The sequence below is a fragment of the Chryseobacterium nepalense genome, from assembly GCF_023195755.1.
In the GTDB taxonomy this organism is placed as follows: domain Bacteria; phylum Bacteroidota; class Bacteroidia; order Flavobacteriales; family Weeksellaceae; genus Chryseobacterium; species Chryseobacterium nepalense.
Genome location: NZ_CP096203.1, coordinates 1,364,587 through 1,391,411, shown reverse-complemented (window position 1 = coordinate 1,391,411; position 26,825 = coordinate 1,364,587). Strand labels below are relative to the sequence as shown.

At 32.0% G+C, this 26,825-nt stretch carries 23 protein-coding genes; 15 read left to right on the top strand and 8 right to left on the bottom strand.

Annotated elements, in window-relative coordinates:
- The first annotated feature begins 1 nt into the window (after window position 1).
- Both M0D58_RS05865 and M0D58_RS05860 read left to right on the top strand, forming a co-directional pair.
- Window positions 2–724, top strand: coding sequence for a hypothetical protein (locus M0D58_RS05865; RefSeq protein ID WP_248394217.1), 723 nt, complete (start codon window positions 2–4; stop codon window positions 722–724).
- A complete protein-coding gene (locus M0D58_RS05860) occupies window positions 717–1,370 on the top strand; it encodes a hypothetical protein (protein ID WP_248394215.1) in 654 nt (217 codons plus the stop codon). The genes M0D58_RS05865 and M0D58_RS05860 overlap by 8 nt, the downstream gene beginning before the upstream one ends.
- Window positions 1,371–1,385: 15 nt before the next feature.
- Here the strand turns inward: M0D58_RS05860 and M0D58_RS05855 are convergent, their stop codons facing one another.
- The 3 genes from M0D58_RS05855 to M0D58_RS05845 all read right to left on the bottom strand — a co-directional run bounded on the left by M0D58_RS05855 (window position 1,386) and on the right by M0D58_RS05845 (window position 4,705).
- Window positions 1,386–2,855: a hypothetical protein gene (locus M0D58_RS05855; protein WP_248394213.1), complete on the bottom strand. Its 1,470-nt coding sequence runs from the start codon at window positions 2,853–2,855 to the stop codon at window positions 1,386–1,388.
- 300 nt (window positions 2,856–3,155) lie between these two features.
- Entirely contained in the window at window positions 3,156–3,344 is a 189-nt protein-coding gene (locus M0D58_RS05850) for a hypothetical protein (protein WP_248394211.1), read from the bottom strand.
- A gap of 440 nt (window positions 3,345–3,784) precedes the next feature.
- Window positions 3,785–4,705: a hypothetical protein gene (locus M0D58_RS05845; RefSeq protein ID WP_248394209.1), complete on the bottom strand. Its 921-nt coding sequence runs from the start codon at window positions 4,703–4,705 to the stop codon at window positions 3,785–3,787.
- Window positions 4,706–5,167: 462 nt separating this feature from the next.
- On the opposite strand from M0D58_RS05845, the gene M0D58_RS05840 reads away from it, so the two are divergent.
- Both M0D58_RS05840 and M0D58_RS05835 read left to right on the top strand, forming a co-directional pair.
- Window positions 5,168–6,649 (top strand): alpha/beta hydrolase, encoded by a 1,482-nt coding sequence (locus tag M0D58_RS05840; RefSeq protein WP_248394208.1) that lies wholly within the window; start codon window positions 5,168–5,170, stop codon window positions 6,647–6,649.
- 99 nt (window positions 6,650–6,748) lie between these two features.
- On the top strand, window positions 6,749–7,648 hold the full coding sequence (locus M0D58_RS05835) for a hypothetical protein (protein ID WP_248394206.1): 900 nt from the start codon (window positions 6,749–6,751) through the stop codon (window positions 7,646–7,648).
- 145 nt (window positions 7,649–7,793) lie between these two features.
- Here the strand turns inward: M0D58_RS05835 and M0D58_RS05830 are convergent, their stop codons facing one another.
- Both M0D58_RS05830 and dinB read right to left on the bottom strand, forming a co-directional pair.
- Complete coding sequence (locus M0D58_RS05830; RefSeq protein WP_248394205.1) at window positions 7,794–10,847, bottom strand: DNA polymerase III subunit alpha; 3,054 nt, start codon at window positions 10,845–10,847, stop codon at window positions 7,794–7,796.
- Between the two features lie 5 nt (window positions 10,848–10,852).
- On the bottom strand, window positions 10,853–11,995 hold the full coding sequence (gene dinB / locus M0D58_RS05825) for a DNA polymerase IV (RefSeq protein ID WP_248394204.1): 1,143 nt from the start codon (window positions 11,993–11,995) through the stop codon (window positions 10,853–10,855).
- A gap of 61 nt (window positions 11,996–12,056) precedes the next feature.
- Here dinB and M0D58_RS05820 point away from each other — a divergent pair, with 61 nt between their 5' ends.
- From M0D58_RS05820 to M0D58_RS05790, 7 genes are all read left to right on the top strand, one after another.
- Window positions 12,057–12,815 carry an XRE family transcriptional regulator gene (locus M0D58_RS05820; protein ID WP_248394202.1) on the top strand — a complete coding sequence of 253 codons (759 nt, stop codon included), beginning with the start codon at window positions 12,057–12,059 and terminating at the stop codon, window positions 12,813–12,815.
- Window positions 12,816–13,455: 640 nt separating this feature from the next.
- A complete protein-coding gene (locus tag M0D58_RS05815) occupies window positions 13,456–14,049 on the top strand; it encodes an antirestriction protein ArdA (RefSeq protein WP_248394200.1) in 594 nt (197 codons plus the stop codon).
- 165 nt (window positions 14,050–14,214) lie between these two features.
- Window positions 14,215–14,967: a helix-turn-helix domain-containing protein gene (locus tag M0D58_RS05810; protein WP_248394198.1), complete on the top strand. Its 753-nt coding sequence runs from the start codon at window positions 14,215–14,217 to the stop codon at window positions 14,965–14,967.
- Between the two features lie 22 nt (window positions 14,968–14,989).
- Window positions 14,990–16,153, top strand: coding sequence for an FAD-dependent oxidoreductase (locus M0D58_RS05805; protein ID WP_248394196.1), 1,164 nt, complete (start codon window positions 14,990–14,992; stop codon window positions 16,151–16,153).
- A gap of 145 nt (window positions 16,154–16,298) precedes the next feature.
- Window positions 16,299–16,754 carry an Hsp20/alpha crystallin family protein gene (locus tag M0D58_RS05800; RefSeq protein ID WP_072884239.1) on the top strand — a complete coding sequence of 152 codons (456 nt, stop codon included), beginning with the start codon at window positions 16,299–16,301 and terminating at the stop codon, window positions 16,752–16,754.
- A gap of 90 nt (window positions 16,755–16,844) precedes the next feature.
- Window positions 16,845–18,020 (top strand): cation:proton antiporter, encoded by a 1,176-nt coding sequence (locus tag M0D58_RS05795; RefSeq protein WP_248394195.1) that lies wholly within the window; start codon window positions 16,845–16,847, stop codon window positions 18,018–18,020.
- A gap of 262 nt (window positions 18,021–18,282) precedes the next feature.
- A complete protein-coding gene (locus tag M0D58_RS05790; protein ID WP_248394194.1) occupies window positions 18,283–18,531 on the top strand; it encodes a hypothetical protein in 249 nt (82 codons plus the stop codon).
- A 246-nt stretch (window positions 18,532–18,777) separates the two neighbouring features.
- On the opposite strand, the gene M0D58_RS05785 is transcribed toward M0D58_RS05790, so the two are convergent.
- Window positions 18,778–19,122 carry a helix-turn-helix domain-containing protein gene (locus tag M0D58_RS05785; RefSeq protein ID WP_248394193.1) on the bottom strand — a complete coding sequence of 115 codons (345 nt, stop codon included), beginning with the start codon at window positions 19,120–19,122 and terminating at the stop codon, window positions 18,778–18,780.
- A 1,128-nt stretch (window positions 19,123–20,250) separates the two neighbouring features.
- On the opposite strand from M0D58_RS05785, the gene M0D58_RS05780 reads away from it, so the two are divergent.
- Both M0D58_RS05780 and M0D58_RS05775 read left to right on the top strand, forming a co-directional pair.
- Window positions 20,251–22,674 carry a two-component regulator propeller domain-containing protein gene (locus M0D58_RS05780; protein WP_248394192.1) on the top strand — a complete coding sequence of 808 codons (2,424 nt, stop codon included), beginning with the start codon at window positions 20,251–20,253 and terminating at the stop codon, window positions 22,672–22,674.
- Complete coding sequence (locus M0D58_RS05775; RefSeq protein ID WP_248394191.1) at window positions 22,671–23,192, top strand: sensor histidine kinase; 522 nt, start codon at window positions 22,671–22,673, stop codon at window positions 23,190–23,192. The genes M0D58_RS05780 and M0D58_RS05775 overlap by 4 nt, the downstream gene beginning before the upstream one ends.
- On the opposite strand, the gene M0D58_RS05770 is transcribed toward M0D58_RS05775, so the two are convergent.
- Together M0D58_RS05770 and M0D58_RS05765 are read right to left on the bottom strand one after the other, a co-directional pair.
- Complete coding sequence (locus M0D58_RS05770; RefSeq protein ID WP_248394190.1) at window positions 23,193–23,828, bottom strand: response regulator transcription factor; 636 nt, start codon at window positions 23,826–23,828, stop codon at window positions 23,193–23,195.
- A gap of 116 nt (window positions 23,829–23,944) precedes the next feature.
- Window positions 23,945–24,415, bottom strand: coding sequence for an Lrp/AsnC family transcriptional regulator (locus tag M0D58_RS05765; RefSeq protein WP_248394189.1), 471 nt, complete (start codon window positions 24,413–24,415; stop codon window positions 23,945–23,947).
- A gap of 143 nt (window positions 24,416–24,558) precedes the next feature.
- Between M0D58_RS05765 and M0D58_RS05760 the strand changes: the two genes are divergently transcribed.
- Window positions 24,559–25,944 (top strand): MFS transporter, encoded by a 1,386-nt coding sequence (locus M0D58_RS05760; RefSeq protein WP_248394188.1) that lies wholly within the window; start codon window positions 24,559–24,561, stop codon window positions 25,942–25,944.
- Window positions 25,945–26,055: 111 nt separating this feature from the next.
- Window positions 26,056–26,802 carry a metallophosphoesterase gene (locus M0D58_RS05755; protein WP_248394187.1) on the top strand — a complete coding sequence of 249 codons (747 nt, stop codon included), beginning with the start codon at window positions 26,056–26,058 and terminating at the stop codon, window positions 26,800–26,802.
- The last annotated feature ends 23 nt before the right edge of the window (window positions 26,803–26,825 follow it).

Genomic DNA, 26,825 nt, shown 5'->3' with positions numbered 1-26,825 from the left:
TATGGCTTCAAGTAATAAAATTCCGTTGAACTACATTGTTTTTGATGATGAATCTGACGAATTACAACAGAACAAATCAAATGTCAGCGTTGCTGGGGTTGATTGTAATTTGATTTTTATTAATCCAACTGATTTTTTAGATGTTGCGACTAATAATTTTAAAATTACAGAATTTGAGAGCATGATTGATGAAAAAACAAGAGGATTACAAATTAATCTAATTGCATCAGATTGGAATATGTTGCCAAAAACTGATAATTACAATGAAATAAATGCTCTTGAAATAATTAAAATATTGGTTAATAAACATGAAAAGTTTAAAAAGATACAATATTTAATATATTCAGGAAAGTCAAAGGAAGTTAGTGAGGTATTAATTGGAGAAATTAAAAAGGAAATAGAAGAAAATCCACAAGACCCAATAAATTCAAAACAACTCTTGAGTATGTTGTTGGAAATGAAACTGAAGTTTTGTACAAGAGCAGCAAGATTTAGTGAAATCAATACTTTAATATATAATAACAAAACAATTTCATTAATTGTATTAAATACACTATCAAGCTTTGATAGTAATACTTTCCATAATACTGGAAATGATTTTTTTGACGGAAAAAAAATAGGAGAATTAATAGATTTAATTTCAGAGAATAATAATCTCGGATTAAAATTCATCAGAGAGTTTATTGAAATGTCAATTGCAAATTATACGGAATTAAATGGATGACTTTTATATAATTCATGCTTTAGATGAAACAACATCATTTTTGGAGGTTTTTAAATCCGAATTTCCTCAAAATTATCATGTGTTTCTTCCAGCGGAAATTTCTAAAAAGGAAATATTAGAGTTATTAAAATCTATACCAGATAATAGCTTGATATTATTTCTTGGACATGGTCATTCAACAGGCTTATATGGTCCAGAAGGTATTGATTTTCCTCAGAATATTTTCATTGATTCAGAATCTGGAAATGTCTTATTCAAAGAGAAAAAAGTAATTCTACTAAGCTGTAATTCAAATCAATTTGTCACGAGATTGAATACTCATAAAGAAATTTTAGGATTCGGAAATATATTGAGTTCGATGGAACAATTAAGAAATGAAGTTGAAAACGGGGCTAGGGATAATTATGGAACTCTGAGCAAAGAAGATATTGACTATTTTAATGCAATTTACTGTACTGCAATTATTAAAGCTATTAAAGAAACTATTCCTACAAGTATATACACTTTAAAAAGTATAAAAAAAATAATTGAGTTCTTTATCAATAAAGAACTCAATTTTCTGTTAAAGAATAAGCAAATAACAAAGGAGTTTGCATCATTGCTATTTAGTTTTCGAAATGACATGGTTCTAAAAATCGCATATTAGAAAACAGCAAAGTAATTAAACTTTTATTAATTTGTCTTCATTGACTTTTTTATCAGTCATATAATCCCAAAGTTTTGCATAATTGATTATTTTTCCTGAAAAATTCGCAGATTTAAGTACTAAGACAGAGATTAAAAATTGCACTCTTAATCCTACATAAAGAGCTTCTTTAAAAGCTGCATCATCATCAATAAATTTAACAAAACTTCCATGAAGGAAAGAATTACGTTGCTTTAATATTCTACTTTGTTCATCAGTTAAATTGTATCCTACTAATGCAAAAGGTTCTGATAGTTTGTCGGCATTAGGTGGTGAATTTAATGAATCTAATTTTCTTTTCAGAATCTCAATATTTATATCATCTGATGTTAAATTATTTTCATTGGTATATTTCTCTATGTGTCCTATTATATCTGAAATAAGAGTTTGAGCAATTTCGTTGTCTTTAATAGGATTTAATCTCTTGTTATCCTTCTTTTTAGTTTTTACAACATAACTTGTTATGGCTTCCAATGCAACAAAATAATTCGGTAATCTTACTTCAAGTGATGCTATATGAGCATATAAAAATAAAATGGCAGTTCTTTGAACTTTTTCTTCTTCACAGAGCAAATTAATAAGATTAGATAATATCCCTGAATCAAAATTATATACATCAGATTGGTACGATTTTTTAAAAGTTGTATCTTTTTCATCATCGTTCATAGCATTGAATTCTTCTCTATAGACATTGTACATGTTAGTTGTAAAAATTGGAATATTACTTTCAATTTCTACATTCATGGAATAATAAGAAATTTCTACAGCATTCTCTAGTTTATTTTCTTCATAACCGAATATATATGCTTCATTGTGATAAAGATTACCTTTAATAAATGCAATAGCTAATAAAATGTTAAAACATATTTTTTGAAATACCTTTTCTTCTATCTCTGCATCACAATCAATAAATATATAATTTGATAATTCTAGTTTTATCTCATAAACTTCAAAATTATAGTTTAAAGCACTAATTTTAATATAGTGCTTGTATAAAGTTTTTTCATTAATAGCTGCTGTGAAAGATGATTTTTCGAAATCATTTAATTGTAATTTTTTTTCCTCTAATGGAAGAATAAATCTTTTAAATAATTTTTTTTTCCGTTCAATATCCTTTACAGTTGACAGTGCATTGATTACTCCTTTGACTATTTTTTTATTGTCGTCAGTATAATCTATATTTGTTAAAAAAATATTACTCCCATCAAAATAATAATTTTCAGTCTCATTTGTTAAAGTATATTCTTTACCTTTTTCAAAATGTAATTCTTTGTGGTTTTGCACCCCTGGAATAACGTCTGATTTTGTAACAAATGTATATTTAGAATTATCTTTTTCTAGAAAAAAAGTATTATCGTTTAGATAGTGGGAATCAGAAACAAGTGTTAATGTTTTAGACTCTTTTAGATTTATTATTTTATTTCTTGCGTCTGTTAAGTTTTTCATGTTATTTTTATATAAATGTTTAAATACTAATAAATTTGAGGTAACAATATCGTTAAAATCTCTATTTTATAAATAGGTGTTTTCCCTGATTTTTTAATTTAATATTCTAAATAAGAAGAGTCATTGTCAAAACTAAATAATGTGGGAACTGGGAGAATCAACCGTGTAAAAATTATTCTCCGAAAGAAGGTCGAGAAAAGTCATAAAAAAGTCCGTCTTCACTAGTTGTGAGATGGACTCTATTGATAATATTGGTATTTTCTGTAAAAACTCAGCTCATAAGGTTTAATTACTACATTTTTACCAAGTCAAACCATGTTCCGTATTATTATCTTTCCACTGAATCTGAGTTGTTGAAACTTTTCTGAACTCGAAACTTTGTGTTGTGGTTGTAATGTTATATTTTATGATAAAGTTATATTGTGTACTGTTGTTAACAGTCTCGTCAACACTGCCACCGTTCGGACTTGATTTAATTGTTCCCGTCATACTCTGTTCGCTTACATTTGTCAGTAAGATAAAATCATCTGCTGTAGACTTATAAAGTTTGTTAGAAGTTGTTCCATTGGTGACGCCCCAAGTGCCTTGAATCCATGTTGGTGGGTGAAATATTGAGTTGTAAAAAGTTGTTGATTGGTTGGGATGTTATCATCGTCATTGTTGCCCGAGCAATTTGTAATTAATATTGTAGCTGTTAGCGATAATGCTATCGTTATAGCTTTGAAAAAAAGTCTTTTCATAATAATGTTATGGTTTTATGTTAATATATCTAGTTGCGTCTCAAACGGCTTCGTAATCTCTAGCCTGTCCCATATCATGCAACTTATAGACGCGTTGCAATATCACAATAGCTATCAATCTTAATACATACCGAATGGGAAATTCAGAATTGATCACGTTAATCGTATCTTTGATTATATTCATTGCGTCTATCTATTCCCCGATGGTGTAATGTAATAAGTGTAATTTTCTCCCTCTCCTAAATTATTAGTGAAAAATTCAATATATTTTAAATCATCATGTATAAATACAGCGCCTGTAGTTGATAAATATGTATAACCTTTTTTTTGCTCATTATAAACCTTATTATATAAATCTCTATAAGTGACAAATCCATCAGCCCTTTTAAAATCAATTCGATTTTCATTTATAATTACATAAGAATCACTAATAATTGTTTCGTCTTTTAGTCTGCGATTATTCTTATCAAAAATGGCAATATTATAGACAGGTAAGGTTCTACCATAATTAGCTTTTATCTTGCCGTCACTACTATAATCATTTGAAGGATTGTTTTGGTAATTAGTACTGTTATTAGAGCTGACAATGGAAGAAGCTGTTACATTTTTAATAATGGTATTTATAGAATCATACAGCCATTGTATAACACGGTTGGTTTCATTGGCTGATGAGTAATTAATTCTTGTTCGATTTACTTCATTAACACAGCTTTTTTGAAAAGTATCGTGTATAAGTTGCCTTTGTTCGTCCGTTACATTTAAATTATTGATTTGATTAGAGATTGAATTTACGGTACTTTGAACTTGCTGAACATTATTGTCATATCTATTTTGCTTTGCTGTCATTGCATTTCCTAATCCTGAAATGCTTAATTGTTGTGGGGCACGATATTGTGTGGGTTGTCTGGAATTACTTGAAATGTTTGAGCCGTCAACATTGTACATCTCCCATTGTTTAGCTAAGCTGTTATACTTTTCATAGCTAATCATATTCCCGTTTGGGTCAAAGTACTCATATCTATCATAAAATGAATTGTACTTTTTAGTAACTGATTGAGAAAAACAAAAAGTTCCGATTAATAAAGATGCGGAAAGAATAAACTTTTTCATATGCGATTTATTATATCACTCAGCCCCTAAAGTGAAAGGTTTGTAAATGCAAAAAGCGTGAAGGACTAAACTTAATTTGTAAATAGGAGGTTCTCGCGAAACCGTGTTACACAAACAAGAATAGCCTCCACGCCATAGGTGGAGGCATCAACTGTTTATCCTGTGTAACTTTAGTTAATTTGCGAGATTTCCTATTAACAGAATAAAAGCTAACGCTTTATATTTTTTCGATAAAATTCAAATACAAAAATAAAAAAAAATACGAATCATCTGAATTTAATTATTTTGTTTGTGGGGTAGTTGATTTTCTTATTGATATAAATTTTATATAAGCAGATAATTAGGTATTTCTTAATTTATGTTGAGTATCCATAGCTTATTAAATAGGGAGAAGGAAAAAATAATTCATTAATTAAAAAAAATCGTAAATTTAGAACAAACTAACTATGACAAACTTTAATTATGGACTCTGTTAATTTTTTCCAGAATAAGATAACATGTATCATTGAACTTAATTCTAATGTTAGTAGGTTATGCTTATTAATAAACAATAAAGAAAAACGATTTTCATTTAATAATAATTTAAATTTTTATTATTTACAATTTGAGTTTAATGCTCAATTAGAATTAAAACTTACAGGTATTGTTAAAAAAAATAAAGAAAATTTATCTGGAACTATTCGATTTTTATACCAGAATGAGAATATTGAAACATTAAAATTCAATAGTAAACTATCTTCCAGTACATTTGTATACGTTATAAATAATAGATTTAAAGAAAAACTTCAAACATCTCTATCTAAAATATTTTCTCAAAACAAACAATTACCAAACAATCTAGATAATATATTTGATAACTCGTTTTTTAATTACGATAATATGGAGAAGGAAGTTTTAGGTTCGGAACTAAATGGTGATTACATTCAAGAAAATATAGTAAAATCTGAAGAAAAAGTTCTTGAGCATACCGTAAATATATTCTATGGGACTAATAGAAAAAAAACTGGTAAAAATGATTTTAACGACTACTTTGGTAATAACATAGAAGAAGACGAATGTTTAAATCTTGGAAGATGCATTATTAGTATACCAAAAAGTCATAAAGTAGGAAGAATTGAAAGACCTGGAAAAATTTTATTTTGGTCTCTTAGAGAAAAAAAAAGTAAACATATATTATTAGATGCTATCCAAGAATTAGATGGAGATAAATTTTATAATGAAATGATCGACAATCTAAAGAAGAATGATGAAAATTCATTTTTACTTTTTGTGCATGGCTATAATAACACATTTGCCGAAACTGCATGGAGAACTGGACAAATTGCTTATGACCTAAACTTTAAAGGTGTTACAGGTTTTTTTAGCTGGCCATCTGCAGGTAAGACCTTGGGATATGTTAGAGATATGGATATGGCGAGTGCTAGCATAACTTCTCTTGCTGATTTCATTCACTCAATCGTTAAAAAAACAGATATAGATAAACTTCATATAATAGCACATAGCATGGGTAATATGCTTGTAACATCTACGCTAAAAGAGCTTGCTCGTAATGAAAAATATGATGAAGTAATAAGGAAAATAGACCAAATTATTCTTGCAGCACCTGATATTGACCAAAATGTTTTTAAAAAGGAAATTCTACCTGTTTTTAAAAGTGTCGGTAAAAACAGAACAATGTATGTATCTGACAAGGATTTTGCTTTAAAAACATCTGAAACACTAAGGGATTTAACTCGTTTAGGACAAGGTGGAAAGTATGCTTTCACAAGTACCGACTTATATACTATTGATGCATCAAATGTGATTAGTCCTGATACTCATAGTTATATCTTCGATACTAAGCTACTGCTAAATGACTTATTTCTAGTGCTTGATGGTGTAAATAATCCTGAAAAAAGAAATCTTAGGAAAAAGCCTTCTGAACTTTGGTATTTTCCAGAGTAAAAGAAACAATACGAATAAAATAATTATATATATTACTATGTATTAAACTCAAGTTAAAAAATTAAAAACAACTATTAACCTTAAAATTTGAATAAGAGTATGTCAAACATTTACTGGCCTGTTTATAAAAATCTAGAAAGAGGAGTTTTAGACCTCAGTTATTCTATTCATATTGATGATAACCAACTTAATGTATATTCTTCGCAAATCTCTGATCTTATATTACGTGCTTCGGCAGAGATTGAATCTATTTCAAAAGAATTGTATAAACAAAATGGTGGCACTAAAACAACGAATATTAAATATGACACTGATGCACTTGCTCATTTAATCCCTTTATGGAGATTAGAATCAAAAATAGTTCTAATTAGTTCTTCTAATTGCTTTCAGACCAATAAGGAGCTTACTCCATTTATTCAGAATGAAATTAGTACTATTCATGGAAAACAGACATACAGCTGGAATAATTCTTATCAAAATTTAAAACATGATAGGGCAAATTCATTAGGTTTTGGTAGTATTAAATATCTTTTTGACATCATGTCTGCTCTTTTTATATTAAATCTATACTATAAAAATGAAAATGTATTATTATATGATGATGCTGACGGATTAAATTTTCCTATCAATGTTGGTTCTGATTTATTTTCTATTAAACTCCATAAATGGGTTGGACACAGCCAGCCATTAGGTTATCATAAGCATAACGACTTCGATGACTGTCTCTATTATATTCGTTATACAGATTCTTCATTTCAGGAAGTAACAACAGCGATGGAAAAAGTTAATAAAAATGCTAAAATATTACTTGCGGAACATCCAAAATATATTGAATATTTGGCTACAAATGATCCTAATGCATATCAAGGGAATAATTTCATTTATGATTTATTAGGGGTGGATGAATATGTTAATTTTATGATGGAGATTAACAAAGACTATATTGAAGTGCTTAAAAAAGCAAAATATGAAGCTGTCATTAATAAGCAAGATTTTTAATTGCAAAGATATTCATCTTTTTCTAATGGACTTACAAAAACAAAGTCACATATTTATAGCTCACCTATTTAATTGGATATTTATATACAAAGCTATATATTTATATAAATTTTGAAAAATTTTCTTAATTCTTTTTTAACCATTGTTAAGTCATTTTATGTCTAGGTAACCCAATTTCTTGCTCTTGTGGGTATGGTTTTCTAAACGTCATACTAACATCCTCCCTAATATTTGCTTGAGCTTTTTGAGCCATTTCTTTGTCAAGGGAATATCGAGGGTCTGGGATGAAAGGCATCTTTGCCATTTTGGTAATTGTAATTGTTGGAAAATGAAAGTCAACTTCAACAGTTCCAAGTAACAAATAACAGCCTCCACCTTGAAATGGATACTTTTCCAAGCAATCAGAAAAATGAGCTGTATCAAAGTATTCGCCTTCTGCATCAATCCAAGTACCAAAAAACATAGTTCCTCTCTTGGTTGGTACATGCTTTCTTGAAATCAGATAAGCTAACATTTTCACTTCTTGTTTATGGTGTTTTATTAAGTCTTTAGCCATGACACTACCTCTGTACTTTGTTTGCAGAATATCAAAAGGACTATAAGAAACTGGAAAACCTAAAATCTCTATTTCATCAAATGCATCTTCATATTTATGTCTGTCAACCTTTGGTAGTTTATAATTCTTTGGGGGTTCTTCCAGTAATGTCAAGTATCTAAAGTCAAATTTGTTCTCAGATAATAAAAATCTTACTTCAATAAGTAGTTCATGTTTTTGTTTACCTGTAAATCTAAATGCTCCAATAAAAATTAATATTTGTATAGTCTCAACTCCTACAGGAACTCTTTTCACAAAGTCTTCTAAAGATTTAAAATCTCCATTTTTTTTTCTTTCCTCTGGAATAAAATGCCCCAATCTAATTTCTAGTTTTTCCAAATGCATGAGTCCGAGATAAACCTCATCATCGTATAAGGTTGTTTTATATTCACTTTTGTTTACACAGGGATTCATAATTTTAGCACCAGACATTCTTGCTTCATGAATGTAAACTTCTGTTCTATAAAAGCCTCCCTGATTGTTTATTACAGACACCATAAATTCAAGAGGATAATAAACCTTTAAATATAAACTTTGATAACTTTCTACTGCATAAGAAGCCGAATGCGCTTTACAAAATGAATAACCTGCAAAGGATTCAATCTGCCTATAAACTTCTTTTGATAGTTGCTCTGAATGACCTATTTGTTTACAGGATTCAAAAAAATGGTCTTTTACTTTCTGTAGTGCTGATAGTGACCTTCCTTTACCACTCATAGCTCTTCTCAAGATATCACCATCAGGAGCTGATAAGCCTCCAAAATGCAAAGCAATCTTTATCACATCCTCTTGATAAACCATGATGCCATAGGTTTCTCCCAATTCTTTTTCAAAAACTTCATGAAAATATTCAAATTTATCTGGATTATTATGTCTAAAAATATATTCTTTCATCATTCCACTTTGAGCAACTCCAGGTCTGATGATAGATGATGCAGCAACCAAAACTTTATAATTTTCACATTTAAGTCTCCTTAGCAGGCCTCTCATTGCGGGGCTTTCTATATAAAAACATCCAATGGTTTTCCCTTTACTTAAAAATTCATTCGCTCTTACCTCATCTTTAGAAATTGCTGTATTTCTGATATCTACTTTTATACCTCTTTTTTCTTCGATTAACTTAACAGTATCATTTATTGTTCCCAATCCTCTTTGAGATAAAATATCAAACTTCTCAAAGCCTATATCCTCTGCAATGTGCATATCAAATTGAACAATAGGAAATCCTTTTGGTGGCATTTCTAATGCTGTAAAATTCGTAATTGGCTCTTCAGCAATTAAGATTCCACAAGCATGCATACTTCTTTGATTAGGAAATTTTTCTAAAAGCTTTCCATATTTATGAACAGAACGGAACACAGAGTTATCATCATGTTCATTTATTGATTTTGTTGCCAAAATATCAAGTTCTTCTTTTGGCAATCCAAAAGCTTTTCCTACTTCCCTAAAAATAGATTTGTACTTAAACTCAACATTAGTTCCACAAAATGCTACATGGTCTTTTCCATATTTATTAAAGATATATCTTAATATAGTATCTCGGTTTTCCCATCCCCAATCGATGTCAAAGTCTGGAGGTGTTTTTCTATTTAGATTAAGAAATCTTTCAAAGTACAAATCTAATTCTAACGGACAGATGTCAGTAATTCCCAAACAAAAACTTACAATACTGTTTGCTCCACTTCCTCTTCCAACATGCATAAATCCCATTTTATTACTATATTGAATAATATCCCAAGTGATAAGAAAATACCCGCAAAAGTTTAGCTGGTCTATAACTTCAAGCTCTTTTTCTACTCTTGCCAATGCAATACCTTTATCATTAGGATATCTCTGTTGTAGTCCCTTATAGGCAAGTTGTTTTAGTAACTTAAAATCATTCTCTTTACTATCTGTATAGTGCTTCTTATTCTTTGGAGTTGAGAAATCAAATTCAATTTCACAATCATTCAGAATTCTTTTTGTATTTTCTATTATTTCTGGATAATGTTCATACTTTTTTGAGAGGTCTGAAATACTAATAAACTTTTCATTCTCTCCACAATAATCATCTGCTGAAAGTTTAGTCAGTAAAGTGTTTTTATCAATTGCTCGTAATATCTTATGCAAATTATATTCTCTTTTGGTTTGAAATGTTACTGATTGTAGAACAACCATTTTACTAATTAATTTCTTTAACTCGGGTTTAATTAAAAGATTTAATTCTTCTGGCTTTACACCTATAAACTCGTTCTCAAATAATACTTCAGGAAGATTGCTAAGGGGATAAATAATATAAGAATCTATCAGCTTAGGATTAGTTTTAGGGATTTCAATTCCATCACAATTATAGTTTGTTAAAATTCGATTTACTTCACCTATGCTACTTCTATTCTTAGCTAAACAGATATAATACAGTTCATTCTCAACTCTTACCTCAACTCCAACAACTGGTTTGATTCCATACTCTTTACAAAGCTTGTAAAAATCATAAATTCCAGTAATTGTATTAATATCCGTTAGAGCCAAAACTTTAGTTTCCGATTCAACAGCCTGTTGAACTAATTCTTCAATCGAGATGGTTCCGTATCGTAAACTATGATAGGAATGACAGTTTATAAACATATTATTTATTTTAAAAATCCTGATGCCTTCATTACACTATCACTACCAAATCTATGTTTCAAATAATCCATAGTTTGATATAATGACATAAGTTCTTCAGTGTCTTCAAATAAATTCATTTGATGACAACCATGTACTAAGCCTGTAAATTTGACTCCAATCAATCTTATCCTAATTCTTCTTGTGTAGAGTTTATTGAAAAGTTCTAATGCATACTTTAACAAAGTATGGTCGGATGATGTATATGGAATTCTGCATTGCTTAGTTTCAGTATCGAAATTACTATATCTTATTTTTATAACTACAGTTGAAGTCAGCCACTTTTCTTTTCTTAATTGAAATCCTAATTGTTCAATCATACCAGATATAATACTTTTAATTCCCTGAATGTCTATTGTGTCTTGTGCGAAAGTATTTTCTGTAGAAATAGATTTTCTTTCACTATAAGGAATTACTGGTGTTTCATCAATTCCATTTGCTTTTTTTGACAGCTCAATTCCATTCTTTCCTATTAGTTGATGTAGTACCTCAACTGGCATTTCAGAAAGAGTTTTAATAGTTCTTACACCAATCCTCGATAATAGCTGGAAGGTCTGATTTCCTACCATTGGAATTTTTTTTACGGAAAGAGGATTTAGAAATGGTTTTACCAACTCCTCATGTAATTGTAATCTACCAACTGGTTTTGATTCTCCTGTTCCAATCTTGGAAACAGTTTTATTAGTTGACAATGCAAAGCTTATTGGTAACCCTGTTTCTTTTGTTACACTGGCTGCAATTTCAGTCGTCCATTTGTAACATCCGAAAAACTTATCCATTCCTGATAAATCTAAATAAAATTCATCAACACTGGCTTTCTCCAAGACAGGCACTTTTTCCTGAATAATTTCTGTTACGGTATGTGATAGGTTAGAGTACATTTCCATATCTCCTTTTATGACTCTTGCTTCAGGGCAAAGCCTTAAAGCCATTTTTATAGGCATCGCACTTCTTACTCCAAAAAATCTTGTTTCATAGGAGCATGAAGCAACAACACCTCTATCTCCGCCCCCTATAATCACTGGCTTCCCAACAAGTTCTGAGTTTTTAAGCCTTTCACAGGAGACAAAGAAAGTATCCAAATCCATGTGTACTATACTCCGTTTCATGAGACAAAATTAGTATGTTTTATATCAAAAAAATGTAAATTTGTTGCTACAATTTATAGCAATGTCAATTTTTTCAGAAAACATAAGGTATTTAAGAAGTAAGCTTGGGGTATCACAACAAAGTGTTGCTGATAGTATTAACATTACTCGTGGGAGATATGCCAAATATGAGGATGATGCTAACAGTCCATCCCCTGAAATTTTAGTTAGTATTTCAAGATATTATAAAGTTAGTATAGATTTATTGCTAACTGTTGATTTAAAAAAATATTCAATCGATGACATTTTAAATCTACCTGATAATAGAATTGTCTTGCCTATCAAAGTTGGGAAGACAGGTGAAAATAAAATTGAGATTGTTCCCCATAAGGGAAAGATGGGCTATCTTACTGGCTACAATGACCCTGAATACATTGAAGCTTTACAACACATGTCCCTTCCTTTTTTAAGAAATGGGAAGTACAGAGCTTTTCCTGTTGAAGGAGATTCTATGCCTCCTTATAATGACGGTACATACATTATTGGAAAATACATTGAAAGTAAAGATTATTTAAAAAAAGGCAAAAGCTATATGTTTGTCACTAGAGACGGTATAGTTTACAAGAGGTTTGGTAAACTTAATAATTCTGGTACTTTTGTAAGTTCTGACAATGTTTTCTATGAACCTTATGAGATTGAATGGAAAGACATTCTAGAGATATGGGAATTTGCTGGAAGTGTTAACACTAAAGAGTTGGAAATACCCAGCAATGATTTTGAAATGATAAAAAAAATGTTTAAAGTTTTACATAATGATATAAAATCTCTTAAAGATTCCTAAGTTATTTATACAATTATTTAAGATGTATAGTTATTCAATATATATCTACCGAATTACCCCAAAACGAGAAAAGTCTCTCGATAAACGAAAGACTCAAAAGCGTAAATGATGAAAAATTTATTACTTTTTATAGGTTAGTGTAACCTCACTGTACAATCTCTACAAACTGTAATAAAAGTGTTTTGAGAGTTGATAATATAAACTCTCTAACTCACTTCTAATAATTTTAAACCAACATTTTAGGAAACTATGGTAGACGGTTTGTGATGTTGTGGTTCAATACCTAATTCGATTATTGATATATAATGGGAATGTATAAGACTTAGCTTACTATTTACACCAACCCGTCAAATTTTACTTTAAAAATGTACCCCTATGCCCAAATTTCAAAATTTTCATAGACGCATCGGGTCTGTACCCACTATACGGATTTCATAACTCATAAGAGTGTTTTTTTTGTTACACCCCTGCCAAAGATTCTTTGTTTTTTGGCGGCTGTTTTACTTTCGTGCGCTCCGAGTGATTAAAAAGTTTTTAACAGACGTTGATATTTTAGTTAAAAACTGCTTTAAACACTTGTGTTTATCGGCATTTTGTTGTATATTTATACTGCTTTTGTGAGCGACTTTTTCACAAAAAAATGCCTAGAAGTATTGGCGTACTGCTAGGCGAATCAATAAATTTTAAATCACGCTTAAAACTTATCAACATGACAAATTTACAAAATTGTCTTGATACTTCTAGTATCTATGTATCAACGTACGCTAAGTACAACAACGGCTCATTATTTGGGAAATGGTTAAACCTTTCGGATTATTCCGACTATGATTCACTACTCACCGCAATGTATGATTTACACAGTGACGAATCCGACCCTGAATTTATGTTTCAGGATTATGAGTGTCCTTTTCTTGAAAAAATGGGGTTGTTAAGTGAATGTCACATATCTAAAGATATTTACGAAATAATAGAACAAATCAACGATTCAGGTCATGACCTAGAAGTTTACGAAGCGTGTTTGGATTGTTTAGGTAAAATGGAGTTTCAAAGCTTATATGAATATGTAAACAATTTTTATTACGGCGAATTTAATTCGGACGAAGATTTTGTACAATACTTATATGAAGATGATACCTTTAATATTCCTAATTGGGTTGTTATTGATTGGGAAGCTACGGCAAGGAGTATAATGCATGATTATTTTGAGAGTAACGGACATTATTTTAGGTCTTAGCTATCTTTGTTACTAGCGAGCTGTAATTGGTGAAAATAATGTTATTTTTAATTATTTGATGCTATATTGTTCCTATTTTTTATAACTAATTGATAATTAGTATTAACTATTTTTGTATCGGGAAATAACACATAAATATAACTTATTGTAGAAATTGTCCTAAGAATGTCTTCGCCTCTACAATATCATTTTAAAAAGCCAGCAGAAAAGCTTGCTGATTTTGTATATGGATTTTCTTCATTAAGCAATATTTCTGAGTGCAAAGAAGGGATCATCATTCCTAACGGCAGAATTGATCTTCTCCTGTGCCGGACAACAGACGGACGGTTTTTCACAGTATTGATGGGCCTTGAGACAAAACCTAAAACAATGCCGCAGCAGAATATTGCCATGTTTTTTTCCATCAGTTTTAATCCGTTGGCGCTGGAATATATTCTCAATGAATCGATTGCTGAACTTATCAACAACGGAAAAGAACTGCCTGAAAATTTCTGGGGTTTCCGGGAAGAGGATCTCAATAATTTTGAAGATTTTTGTGACAAAGCCTCCCATGCAATAAAAAAACATCTCAGTAATTCAATTGATGAACGAAAACGAAATTTATTCCGGCTGATTTTTGAGGCGAACGGTGAGATCAGCATTAAAGAATTATCACAAACCATACACTGGAGTGAAAGGCAGATTAACCGGTATTTCACAAAATATTTGGGCGTTACCTTAAAAATGTACTGCAAAATACTTCGTTTTCAAAAATCATTGGAATACATCAAAGACGGGATTCTTTTTCCCCAGCTTAATTTTTCGGATCAGTCACATTTTATAAAAGACGTTAAAAAACTTTCGGGTGTTTCGCCAAAAGAACTTTTTAAAAATGATAATGACCGATTTTTACAATTTTTAGTTTTTCCTAAGAAATAACTTTGCAGCATAATTTAAAACTATGCTGATAAAAAACAAATCCGTTGCCATTATCGGCGGCGGCCCCGGAGGACTGACTCTGGCAAGACTTTTACAGATGAAAGGAGTACAGGTAAAAGTATACGAAAGGGATTTTGATAAAAATTCCCGTGTTCAGGGTTCCCTGCTTGATATGCATCAGAATTCAGGACTGGCTGCTATCCGTGCTGCAGGTCTGCTGGAAGTATTTAAAGAAAACTTTATGACCGGTGCAGATAAAACTAAGATCATGGATGAAGATGGAAAGGTTTGGTTTAGCGATCATGATGCTAAATCTGATGAAAATTTCGAAGAAGAACACTTCCGGCCGGAAATTGACCGCGGGACTTTAAGAAAAATTCTGCTGAATTCTTTAAATGAAAATACAATAGTGTGGAACAGTCATTTTCTGTCGATGGAGAAAGAAAATGAAGGCTGGATGTTGTATTTTAAAAATCAGCCTGCAGTATATGCTGATATCGTGATCGGATGTGACGGAGCAAATTCAAAAATTCGGCCTTATATAACGGAAATCAAGCCTTTTTATACGGGAATTGTAATGTTGGAGGGAAATATTCCGGATGCTGATGTGAATGCTCCTGAAATTAATACAATTTTGAGAGGCGGAAAAATTATGGCTTTCGGAAATCAAAAAAACCTGCTGATGGGACAGAAAGAAAAAGGGGCAATCGGTTTTTATGCCAGTTTTAAAGCCGATGAAGACTGGTCATCCACAAGCGGATTGAACTATTCCGATAAGTCTGAAATTATCCAATGGTATAAAAAGATGTATCCAGGATGGAACAGCATCTGGCTTAAATTGTTTGAAAGTGCGGAAATACCGTTTATTCCTCGTCCTATTTACTGTATGCCGTTTGATCAGTACTGGAAACCTTTAGAAAATGTCACCATTATTGGCGATGCGGCACATGTTATGCCTCCATTTGCGGGAGAAGGAGCGAATATGGCGATGAAAGATGCGTTGCACCTGAGTGAATGTTTAACATCCGAAAACTATTCGACAATAAAGGAAGCTATTGCCGGCTATGAATCGGAAATGAGAAAAAGGGCTTCTTCAGCTGCAGAAGAATCTGTTAAAAATGGAGAAATCATGCATTCTGAAACAGCTTTACAATCAATGCTGGACTTCTTTGGCAGCTTTAAGTGATTTCAGGATGAAATTTTTTCATACTGACTGTCAATTTTTCAGTTTAAAAATGACAAAATTTCAGAATTTTTCGATGGTATATTGTTTGTAATGAATAGGTTACGATCATTAAATATATTGTTTAACCTTTAAAAACTCGTAAATTATGTCAATCGTTAAGAGAAACAATGGCAGTTTGCTCCCTGCAAATCCACGTACACTGTTCGATGACTTTTTTAGCCGCGAACTTTTTAACTGGGGCAACAACAATTTTTCGTCAACACTGACTACACTTCCTTCGGTGAACATTCGTGAAAATACCGAAAATTTTGAAGTGGAAGTGGCTGCTCCGGGAATGGAGAAACAGGATTTTGAAATTACGCTGGAAGGAAATGTACTCACGATTTCTTCTTCACGAAAAAATCAGAAAGAAGAAAAAGATGAGAACTATATCCGAAGAGAGTTCAGCTATCAGTCATTCCGAAGAAGTATTGAACTGGCTGAAAATGTGGTTGATGAAGAACACATTGAAGCAAAATACGAAAACGGTGTTCTGAAACTTACCATTCCGAAATCGGAAAAAGCCAAAAAACAGGCGCCTCGCCTTATAGAAGTTCAATAATTAGTTATTAATCAGTTTATACATTGGTTTTCCTTTTGGAAAACCAATTTTTGTCGTACCTGTTTCATTTGTACTCTAAAACAATAAGCTATGAACGGATTACTTTGGTCGATCTCAATTTTGTGCCTTACCACATTGGGGATTATGTTTGTTCTGAAAAAATTTAATCAGCCTTATCTTATTGCTTATATATTGGTGGGAATTATTCTCGGGCCACACATTTCAGGAGTTTTCACAGATCCTGAGCAAACGGAAACGATAGGAGAAATAGGAATTTTGCTGCTTATGTTTTTCCTGGGAATGGAAATCAATGTACCGGACAACAGAAGCCTGCTTATAAAACCAATAGTTGCACAGCTTATTAAAATTCTTCTGAGTATTGGTTGTGCATTTCTGGTGGGATATTTTGCAGGTCTTCCCATGAACAGTATCTTGCTTATTGCTATTTTATTCATTTTCAACAGTACCGCGGTGGTCAGTGAGTTTTTAAACAAACATCAGACTTTAAAAACAACTTTCGGTATTATGATTTTAAATATACTCATATTTCAGGATCTGCTTCTAGCTCCTGTACTTACTTTGTTGAAAGCTTGGAATAAACAGGATTTTCATAGCTTTACTATCATTTTTCCGGTTGTATTGTGTGGTGTTATTTTCCTCATCCTTAAAAGAATCAGGACTTTCCGGGAAATAAAACTCCCGAAATTCTTCGCCTCAATTGAAAAAGATCATGATCTGCAGGTATTTTTCGGATTATTTATATGTCTTATTTCCGGATTATTGGCTGAGGCAGCGGGAATAAGCAGTGCTTTTGGAAGTTTTATGGCTGGTGTTGTAGTAGGAAGGGTAACAACATTCAGCTGGCTGGAGCATTCATTGGCTCCTTTTAAAGTATTTTTCGTTACATTCTTTTTTGTGTCGATAGGATTAAGGCTTGATATTCCTTACCTTTTTTCCAATTTTAGCATAATTCTTCTGGGAACTTTTTTTGTGTTAGCCAGTAACAGTATCATGTCTGCAATAACGTTCCGTCTGTTGAAATTCGGGTGGAGGGAAAGCTGGTATGGCGGAGCCTTACTTTCACAAACGGGAGAGTTTGGAATTCTGGCATTGTCTGTAGCATATAAATCAGGAATTATAGAGTACAGCCTTTATAAATCCGGTCTTGGAATTACCTGTCTTTCACTTTTGCTCTCCACGATCTGGATTGCCATACTCTATAATGTAGCGAATCGAAGCAAACTAGGGAAAATAATATGTAAGTAATCAAATAATCTTAATAGTACTAATATTACATGTTGTAGGTTAAGTATGTATGTAAAGCCGATAAAGTTTTACAATCTTTTTTTTACAACTTGAATAACTTTATATATATAGATTCTTGCTACAGTATCATTAAATAGGGAATATAAATTTTTTATAACAACTTTGTCGTTGTAAATAAACGTCCCTAATTGGAGATTTCTTGAACATAACCGTAATTTTTTGAAATATATATATTGTGATTAATATAAAAACATAACCTGAAATGAAAAAGAAATCCAAGCAAAGTGGGGAAAACAATTTCATTCCCAATCTTCAGCATATGAAGAAAGAAGAAGTGTTGGCGACATTGGAATCTTATACAAGAGTACTTGACAATGATGATATTTTGATATTTCAGCTTAAAAAAACATGGTATGGAGAAAAAACGCTATTATATGTTTTTTTCAATGAAAATAAAGTAGAATGGTATACAAAAAGATTTCGTCTTTGGTATGAGAAACTATCTCTTTAACATTTGTACAATCGATTCTTTGAGAAATTTGTGATAATATGAGTAAAGCCTTCCAGAGCAGCAGGAAAAATCAAAACTATCAACCAAAATTTATTTCCGGGTAAAATACATATTGGTATTTTATATCTCTACTATCTCTAGTGTACATCGCTGAAACTCTGATTGTACTTGGAAACATTTTACAGTAAAGAAACTGCTCTGAAAAGGCTGTTATTATATTTTTCAGTGTAATTCGATAGAATGGAATTACAAAAAATTATTATTCTGTGGTAAAGAGAATGTCTTTTTCCACTTACTTACTGTACTCCGGCTTAAATTAAAATGTCTGGATACTGCTACATTACTGAGATTATTTTCCTTTTGATAATTCAGAATTTCAGTAATGGTGCAGCTGTCGTAGCTTTTGTGCTTTTGATTAGTAACATCAGATGCTGTTTTTTTATCAAAAATAATATCATTCAGCCGCAGAACATCCATTGCTGATATTTCGCGTTTATTCAGTATGTGTTCGCACAAAGTATATTTTTCAGGACATTTTTTGCTGATAATATCTTCGAAGATTTTTTTATAATTAGGTACAGATCTTTCCATAAAGTTTTTAATATATTGCTAAGGCTTCTTATACAGGCCGTACAGGAAATTATAAGCCATTTCGTTATCGTGATTTTTAAAGTTTTAAATTCTTTTTTGTTTTCTAAATGAACTCAATGCTTACAATTTAATTTTAGTTAATCACTGTGGATATTCTGTTAGCTGTTAAAGAAAATAGTTGGTTCATTTAATGTTTTTTTCAATTGAGAATGTTATGAATATGCTTTATAGAAAGTTTTCAAAACAATGATGTAAACCATAAATATGTTATGAGCTGCGGAACGAACGTAAGATCATCCAATTTATCGTTCCGCAATGAATTCCTTTATTTTGAAATCGTCTGGAATCTCACGTATGCTCAAACCTTTAAGAAAACTTTTAATGTATGGGAATAATTTTATCTTCATCTTAAAATGCATGTGTTAATGAATTTGTGTTTTTTCATCTAAGTTTCAGAAATGCAGAGTAAAAGTCTCTGCAATATCTGAATACTTAATTAATCATTATGTGTTTTAGAATCTTATAAGGAAATGTTTTCTTATTTCTCGCAGCAATAAATTTCTATTATTTATGCTTTCTTTTTTTATATCGTACTTTCTTTCTCTGAGATTTTAAAGAATCATTCTGGTGATTGCCGTAGAGTTTTGATAAGGAAACGGTAAAAATCAAAATGTTTCTTCTTAAATCATATAATATTTTCATTGGGTTTAGGTGTCATCTTCAAAAATCCTTCCGGATTTTATTTTTCTTATTCCGTTTCAACAATGGCCTATCAGTAATCTAATTGCCCAACAGGCCATGTGATGATCAGGAATCCGAATTTTTTCTCATTATTTGCTTTTTAGGCTTTTCAAGGTTTTTGTTTTTAATTTTTTATATCTGATTCATTAAATTGTTTTACTAATTGCATATTATGGTAAAATAATATGTGAAATATCATAAAAAAATGTATTTTTGATATACATTTTACAGTTGACATCTATTATTGTTAACTGTAAAACTACAAACACAAAGTTATTTTTATGAAAAGATAGAAGTTGTAATACTATTTTAAATTTTAATAAGTATTTGTATGACTTGTTGTAGTATTAGTATTACAAAATATTAACTGTCTTATTATAACACAATATGAAATATCTTTGCGTACTGTTCCTTGTTCTCGTATTCGTTCGGATCTCCGCACAACAGGATAATTATTTTGAAAAATGGTACAATGCTGATGAATGTAAGCTTCCCCAAAATACCATAAAATCAATTGTAAAAGATAAATATGGCTTTATATGGCTCTCTACTGATAACGGTATCGCACGGTTTGACGGAAAGAATTTTCTGACATATGATGTGAATTTACCATCGGTTGAAAACAGAACTCTACTGATAGAAGGCTCTGCGGATGACGACTGGCTGTTTACATTCTACAATTCGGGAGATATTCCGGCTTTGATCAGCCGCAGGGGATTTTCGGTAATCTCTGATACGAATTCATCTTCTTTTAAGCAATTGAAGCCTCATGGTGCAGAGAGCCTCTGGAAAATATTAAAAGAAACGTCTGAAAAAATAAAAAAAGGGAAATATTATTTTTTTATTACAAAAAAGGAATTTTATTATATCGACAATTACAGACTTTTTTACCAAAAGGACGGCAAAAGCCGATTCATTAGAGATTTGAATGGTTATACTTACTTTCGGTTTTTCATTCTGGGAGATCAGTTGTTTTATATGAGGAAGCCTTCTTTAATCGAAAAAATAGAGAAAACAGGAGAAATAAAAGAATGTCAGACAGGAATTACAGAAAAAGAAGATTTTGAGTTCTTCATTAATACAGCTAATAAACAGCTTCTGATAAGGAATGATAACAAAGTTTATGTGATTGAACATAAGAATAATACGATATTATCAACTGAGATCTGCGACAGTAAAACGGTTAAAAACGTTGCGATCACATGTATGTATTATGATCATAGTACCAGAACGCTTATCCTGGGAACAGTTTCACAAGGCTTTTTAGTAGTTAGAGAAAATTTTATCAATGCCTATAACACTCCTGATAAAACGATTTTTCATGCTATAACTCCATATAATAATAAGGAGGTGATTACAGGTGATGGCGATATCTTTAATTGCAACGGATATGTGAAAACTTTTCCTTTTCCGAATAAAGATCCGTACGGAATTCTTCCGCTTAAAAATAAACCCGAATTTCTCCTGAAAAGTGAACATAGTCTCATTCTTTACGCTCAGGGTCAAGCTAAAACGATCCGGAATTTCGGTAAAAATACGGTAGTTCGGGGTATAAGCAGTACGATAGGAAATAAAATATGGGTTTCTCTTGCATCAGATAAAGACCTTATAGGCTACATAATCATTGAAAACCAAAAAATTATAAAAGAAAAATTTTATGCGATCAATGTTCCGGTAAGAGGAATCACACAAGTCAATAATGATGAATTGCTTCTTGCCGCACACAACGGACTTTACCTTTTCAATGAAAAGAAAAGCACACGAAAAACACTTATCAAAAATATAACTTTCAGAAGTATTAACAACAATGGGGATCATTTTTTCTGGATACAAACCTATGGAAAAGGCCTTTATCTTTATAAAGACGGAAAAATATACGAACCACCACAAAAAAATAGTGTACTTTCAGCGGTACATAGCGTAATTGACGACGGAATAGGATATTACTGGCTTTCATCAAATAAAGGCCTGTTTCAGGTTAAAAAAGAGAACTTTCTAAACTATTATCTCCATGGAAATACCGCTGTATATATTCATAAATACAGCCGTACAGACGGTCTGCTGACTTTGGAGTTCAACGGTGGTGCAAATATCAACGGATTGATGCATAATGGCTCTATCATATTTCCTTCTATGAATGGAATGGTATATATTAATGCAAGAAATGCTTTTCCTGTTACGCCTGGTAAAGATTATTACTTAGACAGAATTGCCATCAACGAAAAAGAAAAAAATATTTCCGGTATTTTAAATCTTGAAAATAATTTCGGTTACGTGAAAATTTTCGTCGACTACACGAATTTTGGTAATCAGGGGAATGACTACATCGAATATCGAATTGATGATAACAAGTGGCAGCCATTGTCCGATAGCAGGGTAATAAGCATTAACTCACTTACTAACGGAAATCATGAGATTCATGTAAGAAAACTGAAAGATTTTTCTTCCGATTATAATTACAAAACATTACATGTCTTTGTAAAGCCTGCCTTTTGGGAAACTGTCTTATTCAGATTATCCGCAATTGTACTATTGCTTTTGATTTTTTACTCGTTTTACAAAATAAGGCTGAAACAAATAGAAAAAGAGTCTCTCATTCTTAATACTAAAATTGATGAACGTACCAGAGAACTGAAAGAAACCATAGGTTCATTGTCTAAAACCCGGGAAGAACTTTACGCTCAGCTTTACAGGCAAAAAAAACTTGTGGCAGCAATAAGCCATGATATCAAAAGCCCTCTCAAATTTATCAATATGAGTACCGAGATTCTTATGGATAATACTGATGATGACTGCTATGAAAAAAAGTGATCGGTTCTATCAAAGAATCTTCCGCGCAGATACTTGAATTTATAGATTCCACCATTAATTACAATAAAATTTTTATTTACGATAATCATAAAACCAGGGAAAATATCATGCTGCGTGATTTCGTTTTCCAAAGGATGCGGCTGTTTGCGAATACTGCTGAATTTAAGTCTATACAAATACAGAATAATATAGGCAAAAATGATGTTCTGATAAGTAATCCGGATGTTCTGAGTATTATCATTCATAATATACTTGATAACGCCATTAAATATACAGACCAGGGTTTTATCTATATTTATGGTATTACCAACGAGTGCCGTTATCACCTGGTAATTGAAGATACAGGGTTGGGAATGTCGGAAGAAGAGATTTCAAAACTAAAACAGGCTGAAGATTTCTCGGGTTCCAGATTAGGAATGAAGATCGTAAAAGAACTTTTACCGTTTATTGATGTATCCTTTAATATTGAAAGTAAAAAAGGGGAAGGAACAAAAATGATTTTAACATTTACCGGGTAATCAGTTCAGATTGAAAAGGTTGAGAAGAGCAGGAATGTTGTTGACTCCCAGTTTTTCGAAAATCCTTGTTTTATAGGTGCTTACAGTAGATTTGTGAATATAAAGTTTGGAAGCAATCTCATTATTGGATAATCCGGCAACAAGAAGTCTTGCAATTTCAAGCTCGCGGATGGACAGCATTTCAATAGGAGATGCATTGCTTTTCCGGATCATATTATCAAGCAGTCTTTCTTTAAGTTCGTCACTTAAGTATTTACCTGTCTCAAAAAACTTGCTGAAAGCCCTAACGATTTCTTCCTGTTCAGAAAGTTTGCTTAAAAAACCATGTGCACCGGCTTTAATAAAATTAAAAGCAAAAATTGTTTCTTCAAGAGCGGAAAAAATGAGTATTTTGATGCTGTCGCCGTATTCAATGGAAAGATTTTCAACAAAATTTAAACTGTTGCCTTCAGGAAAATTAATATCAAGTATAATGAAGTTTATATTCTCCTTTTTAATGATCGATTTACCGTCATTTAATGTTGAAGCTTCAAATATCTCGGTATTGGTGAAATGCTTTCTGATGAGCAGATAAACGCCCTGCCTCACAATACTATGATCGTCAATAATTAAAACTTTTCTTTTGTTGGTCTCCATTGATGCAGTTTTCATCATGTTTACAATTCAAATATATTAATATTTTTTCTAAATCGTGTATATCTTGGGATTTGTGTAGAGAATTTTTGGATAATAATATTTATTCTTCAGAATGATTAAAGAATCTGTACACTTTCTTTAATGCTGTTCATCACAAAAATGCTTTTTGTTTGTCCGATGCCTTCAATTTCCGAGAGCTTATTCACGAAAAATTCATGAAATTCATCCATATTTGGAGCCAGAATCTTCAGCATAAAATCAAAATCTCCGCTGATATTATAAAATTCAACGACTTCTTTCAGTTTACCAACCTCTTCTATAAATTTTCCTGCTGTTTTTTTATTATGAATATTAAGCGCGATCATGCAGATCACCATCATGCCTTTATTCACTTTTTTACGGTCTACAACGGTTGTATATTCTTTAATGATGCCTGATTTTTCCATTCTTTTAATACGCTCGTGTGTCGGGGTAGGACTCAGGTTGATTTTTCCTGCAATATCCCGAACACTCAGTTTGGCGTCTTTCTGAAGAATTCTCAGGATTGCAAAATCTTTTTCGTCCGGAATGTAATTTTCTGTTGCCATATGTTCTGTTTTATATCATTAAAAATCAAATATAAGAATAATTGTTCTTTAAATGTATTTATTTTTTATTATTTGTTCTTAATTTGTGTTTAAATTTTAATGTATGTCCTACAAATGGTAATTTTGCAGCATAAATGAACTATATGGACAGAAAAAAGATCATCTTGATGGTAGCATCGGCAGGAACATTTGTAGAAGCTCTGGATATCGCGATTGTTAACCTCTCAATTCCTTCTATCCAGGAACAGTTTGGCATCGGTACCGAAACCGTACAATGGCTTCAAACATTGTATGTGCTGTTTTTCGGAGGATTTCTCATTATCGGCGGAAAACTTTCTGATCAAATCGGACGAAAGAGAATTTTTCTTGTGGGTTCATTAATTTTTATGCTGACTTCCTTAGGCGCAGGATTATCATCCGGTTTTGAAATGCTGGCTGTTTTTCGGGCTTTGCAGGGGTTGGGTGCTGCATTCATCATGCCTTCTGCGATGTCTGTCGTTACCAATACGTTTACGGGGGATCAGGAAAGAAACCGTGCGGTGGGGATCTTCAGTTCATTTGCTGCCATAGGTTCCGGAAGCGGACTTTCATTAGGCGGAATTATCAGTACTTATCTCAGTTGGCACTGGGTTTTCCTTATTAATGTTCCGGTTTTGGCGGTCACGCTTATACTTGCTTATTACTATCTTCCGAAAGATACCATTATTGAAAAATCAAAAAAAACAGACACTTTATCTGGAGTTTTATTGGTGTTGGGACTTCTGAGTCTTACCTACGGAACACATGAACTTATTCATATTCAAGAACAGACCGTAACTGTTGTTTCCTCTTTTTTAATGGCGTTTTCATTATTAACAATCTTATTTTACCGTTTAAGATCAGCATCACAGCCGTTGATTGATTTATCACTGATGAAACACAGATCATTAAAAGTATCCGGACTTGGTTTTGTTGCGTTGGGAGCGTTTTTCATAGGCTTTTTGTTCCTTATTTCACTGATGCTCCAGAAAGATATGAATCATAGTGCTGCTTCTGCAGGATTAATGTTGGTTCCATTTAGTATCATGTCTGCGCTGGTTGCCAAATTTGCTTTGCCGCATATTTCAAAAAGGCTGGATTCTGCTCAGATGGCTATTTTCGGGTGGAGCTTTATGTTAGCAGGCGCTTTATTGCTGCTGATTTCAGTATTTACCGGACATCTTTTGCCTTTGGTTTTAATGGGCGCAGCCTGTATTTCGGGGATAGGCATGACATTCTGTTTTACCGCCCAGTCAGTGTTAGGGGTTCAGGATATTGCGTCTTCAGATTATGGAGTAGCCTCAAGTGTGGGGTCTACAAGTTATTTCTTAGGTGCGGGGATCGGACTGTCATTCATGACTTTAATGAGCCAGATCTTTCCTTCAGAATGGGCAGTGGGAAACTTGAGTTTAATTATTCTGATGATATACGCTTTATCTGCATTGGGAGTATTGTTATATTTTATTTTCAGAAATATAAAAATAAAAGAGGTTGAAATAATTGTAGAATAGCTTTCTGAATGAGCCATTATGATGCAAATTCTTCATTAAAATCTTGATGATCACATTTAATAAAATAAAGAATCGGTGCAAAAAATGCCGGTTCTTTTTTATTTTAGCAGAATGAAAATACAAATCATCAGTGATCTGCATCAGGAATTTGGAGTAACCGATTTATCTTTTGATAATTGCGATGTAGTAATACTGGCGGGAGATGTAAATCTGGGAACCAAAGGAATTGATTGGATTAAAAGCTACATTCGTGACATGCCTGTAATCTACGTGCTCGGAAATCATGAATATTACAAAGGATCCCATCCTAAAACTTTAAATAAAATAAAAGAAGCGGCCGCGAAATCCAATATTTTTGTCTTGGAAGATGAAAGTATTGATATTGAGGGTATTCGTTTTCACGGAGCAACTTTATGGACAGATTTTTCAGTATTCGGAGATCCCAGATATTACGGTTTTCTTTGTCAGAACGGAATGAACGACTATAAAATGATCCGTCGAGATCCTTCTTATTCAAAAATAAGATCAATTGATATTTATAAAATCCATCAGTTTTCAAAAGCATGGCTGAAAGAAAGTCTGGAAAATTCTAAAAAATTACAAAATATAGTCATTACCCACCATGCTCCAAGCCTTCAATCGGTGCCTGAACATTTTAAAAAGGATCCTCTAACTTCTGCCTATGCTTCGGATCTTGAGCGTTTAATTCTAGAATATCAACCTTTATACTGGATCCATGGGCATATTCATATGCCCTGCAGGTATAAAATAGGAGAAACCGAGGTTATTTGTAATCCACACGGTTATATCACGGAAAAGTACAACGGATACGAGAAGGAACTGATTATAGAAGTTTAAAATTTTAATTAAAAGTATCTTTG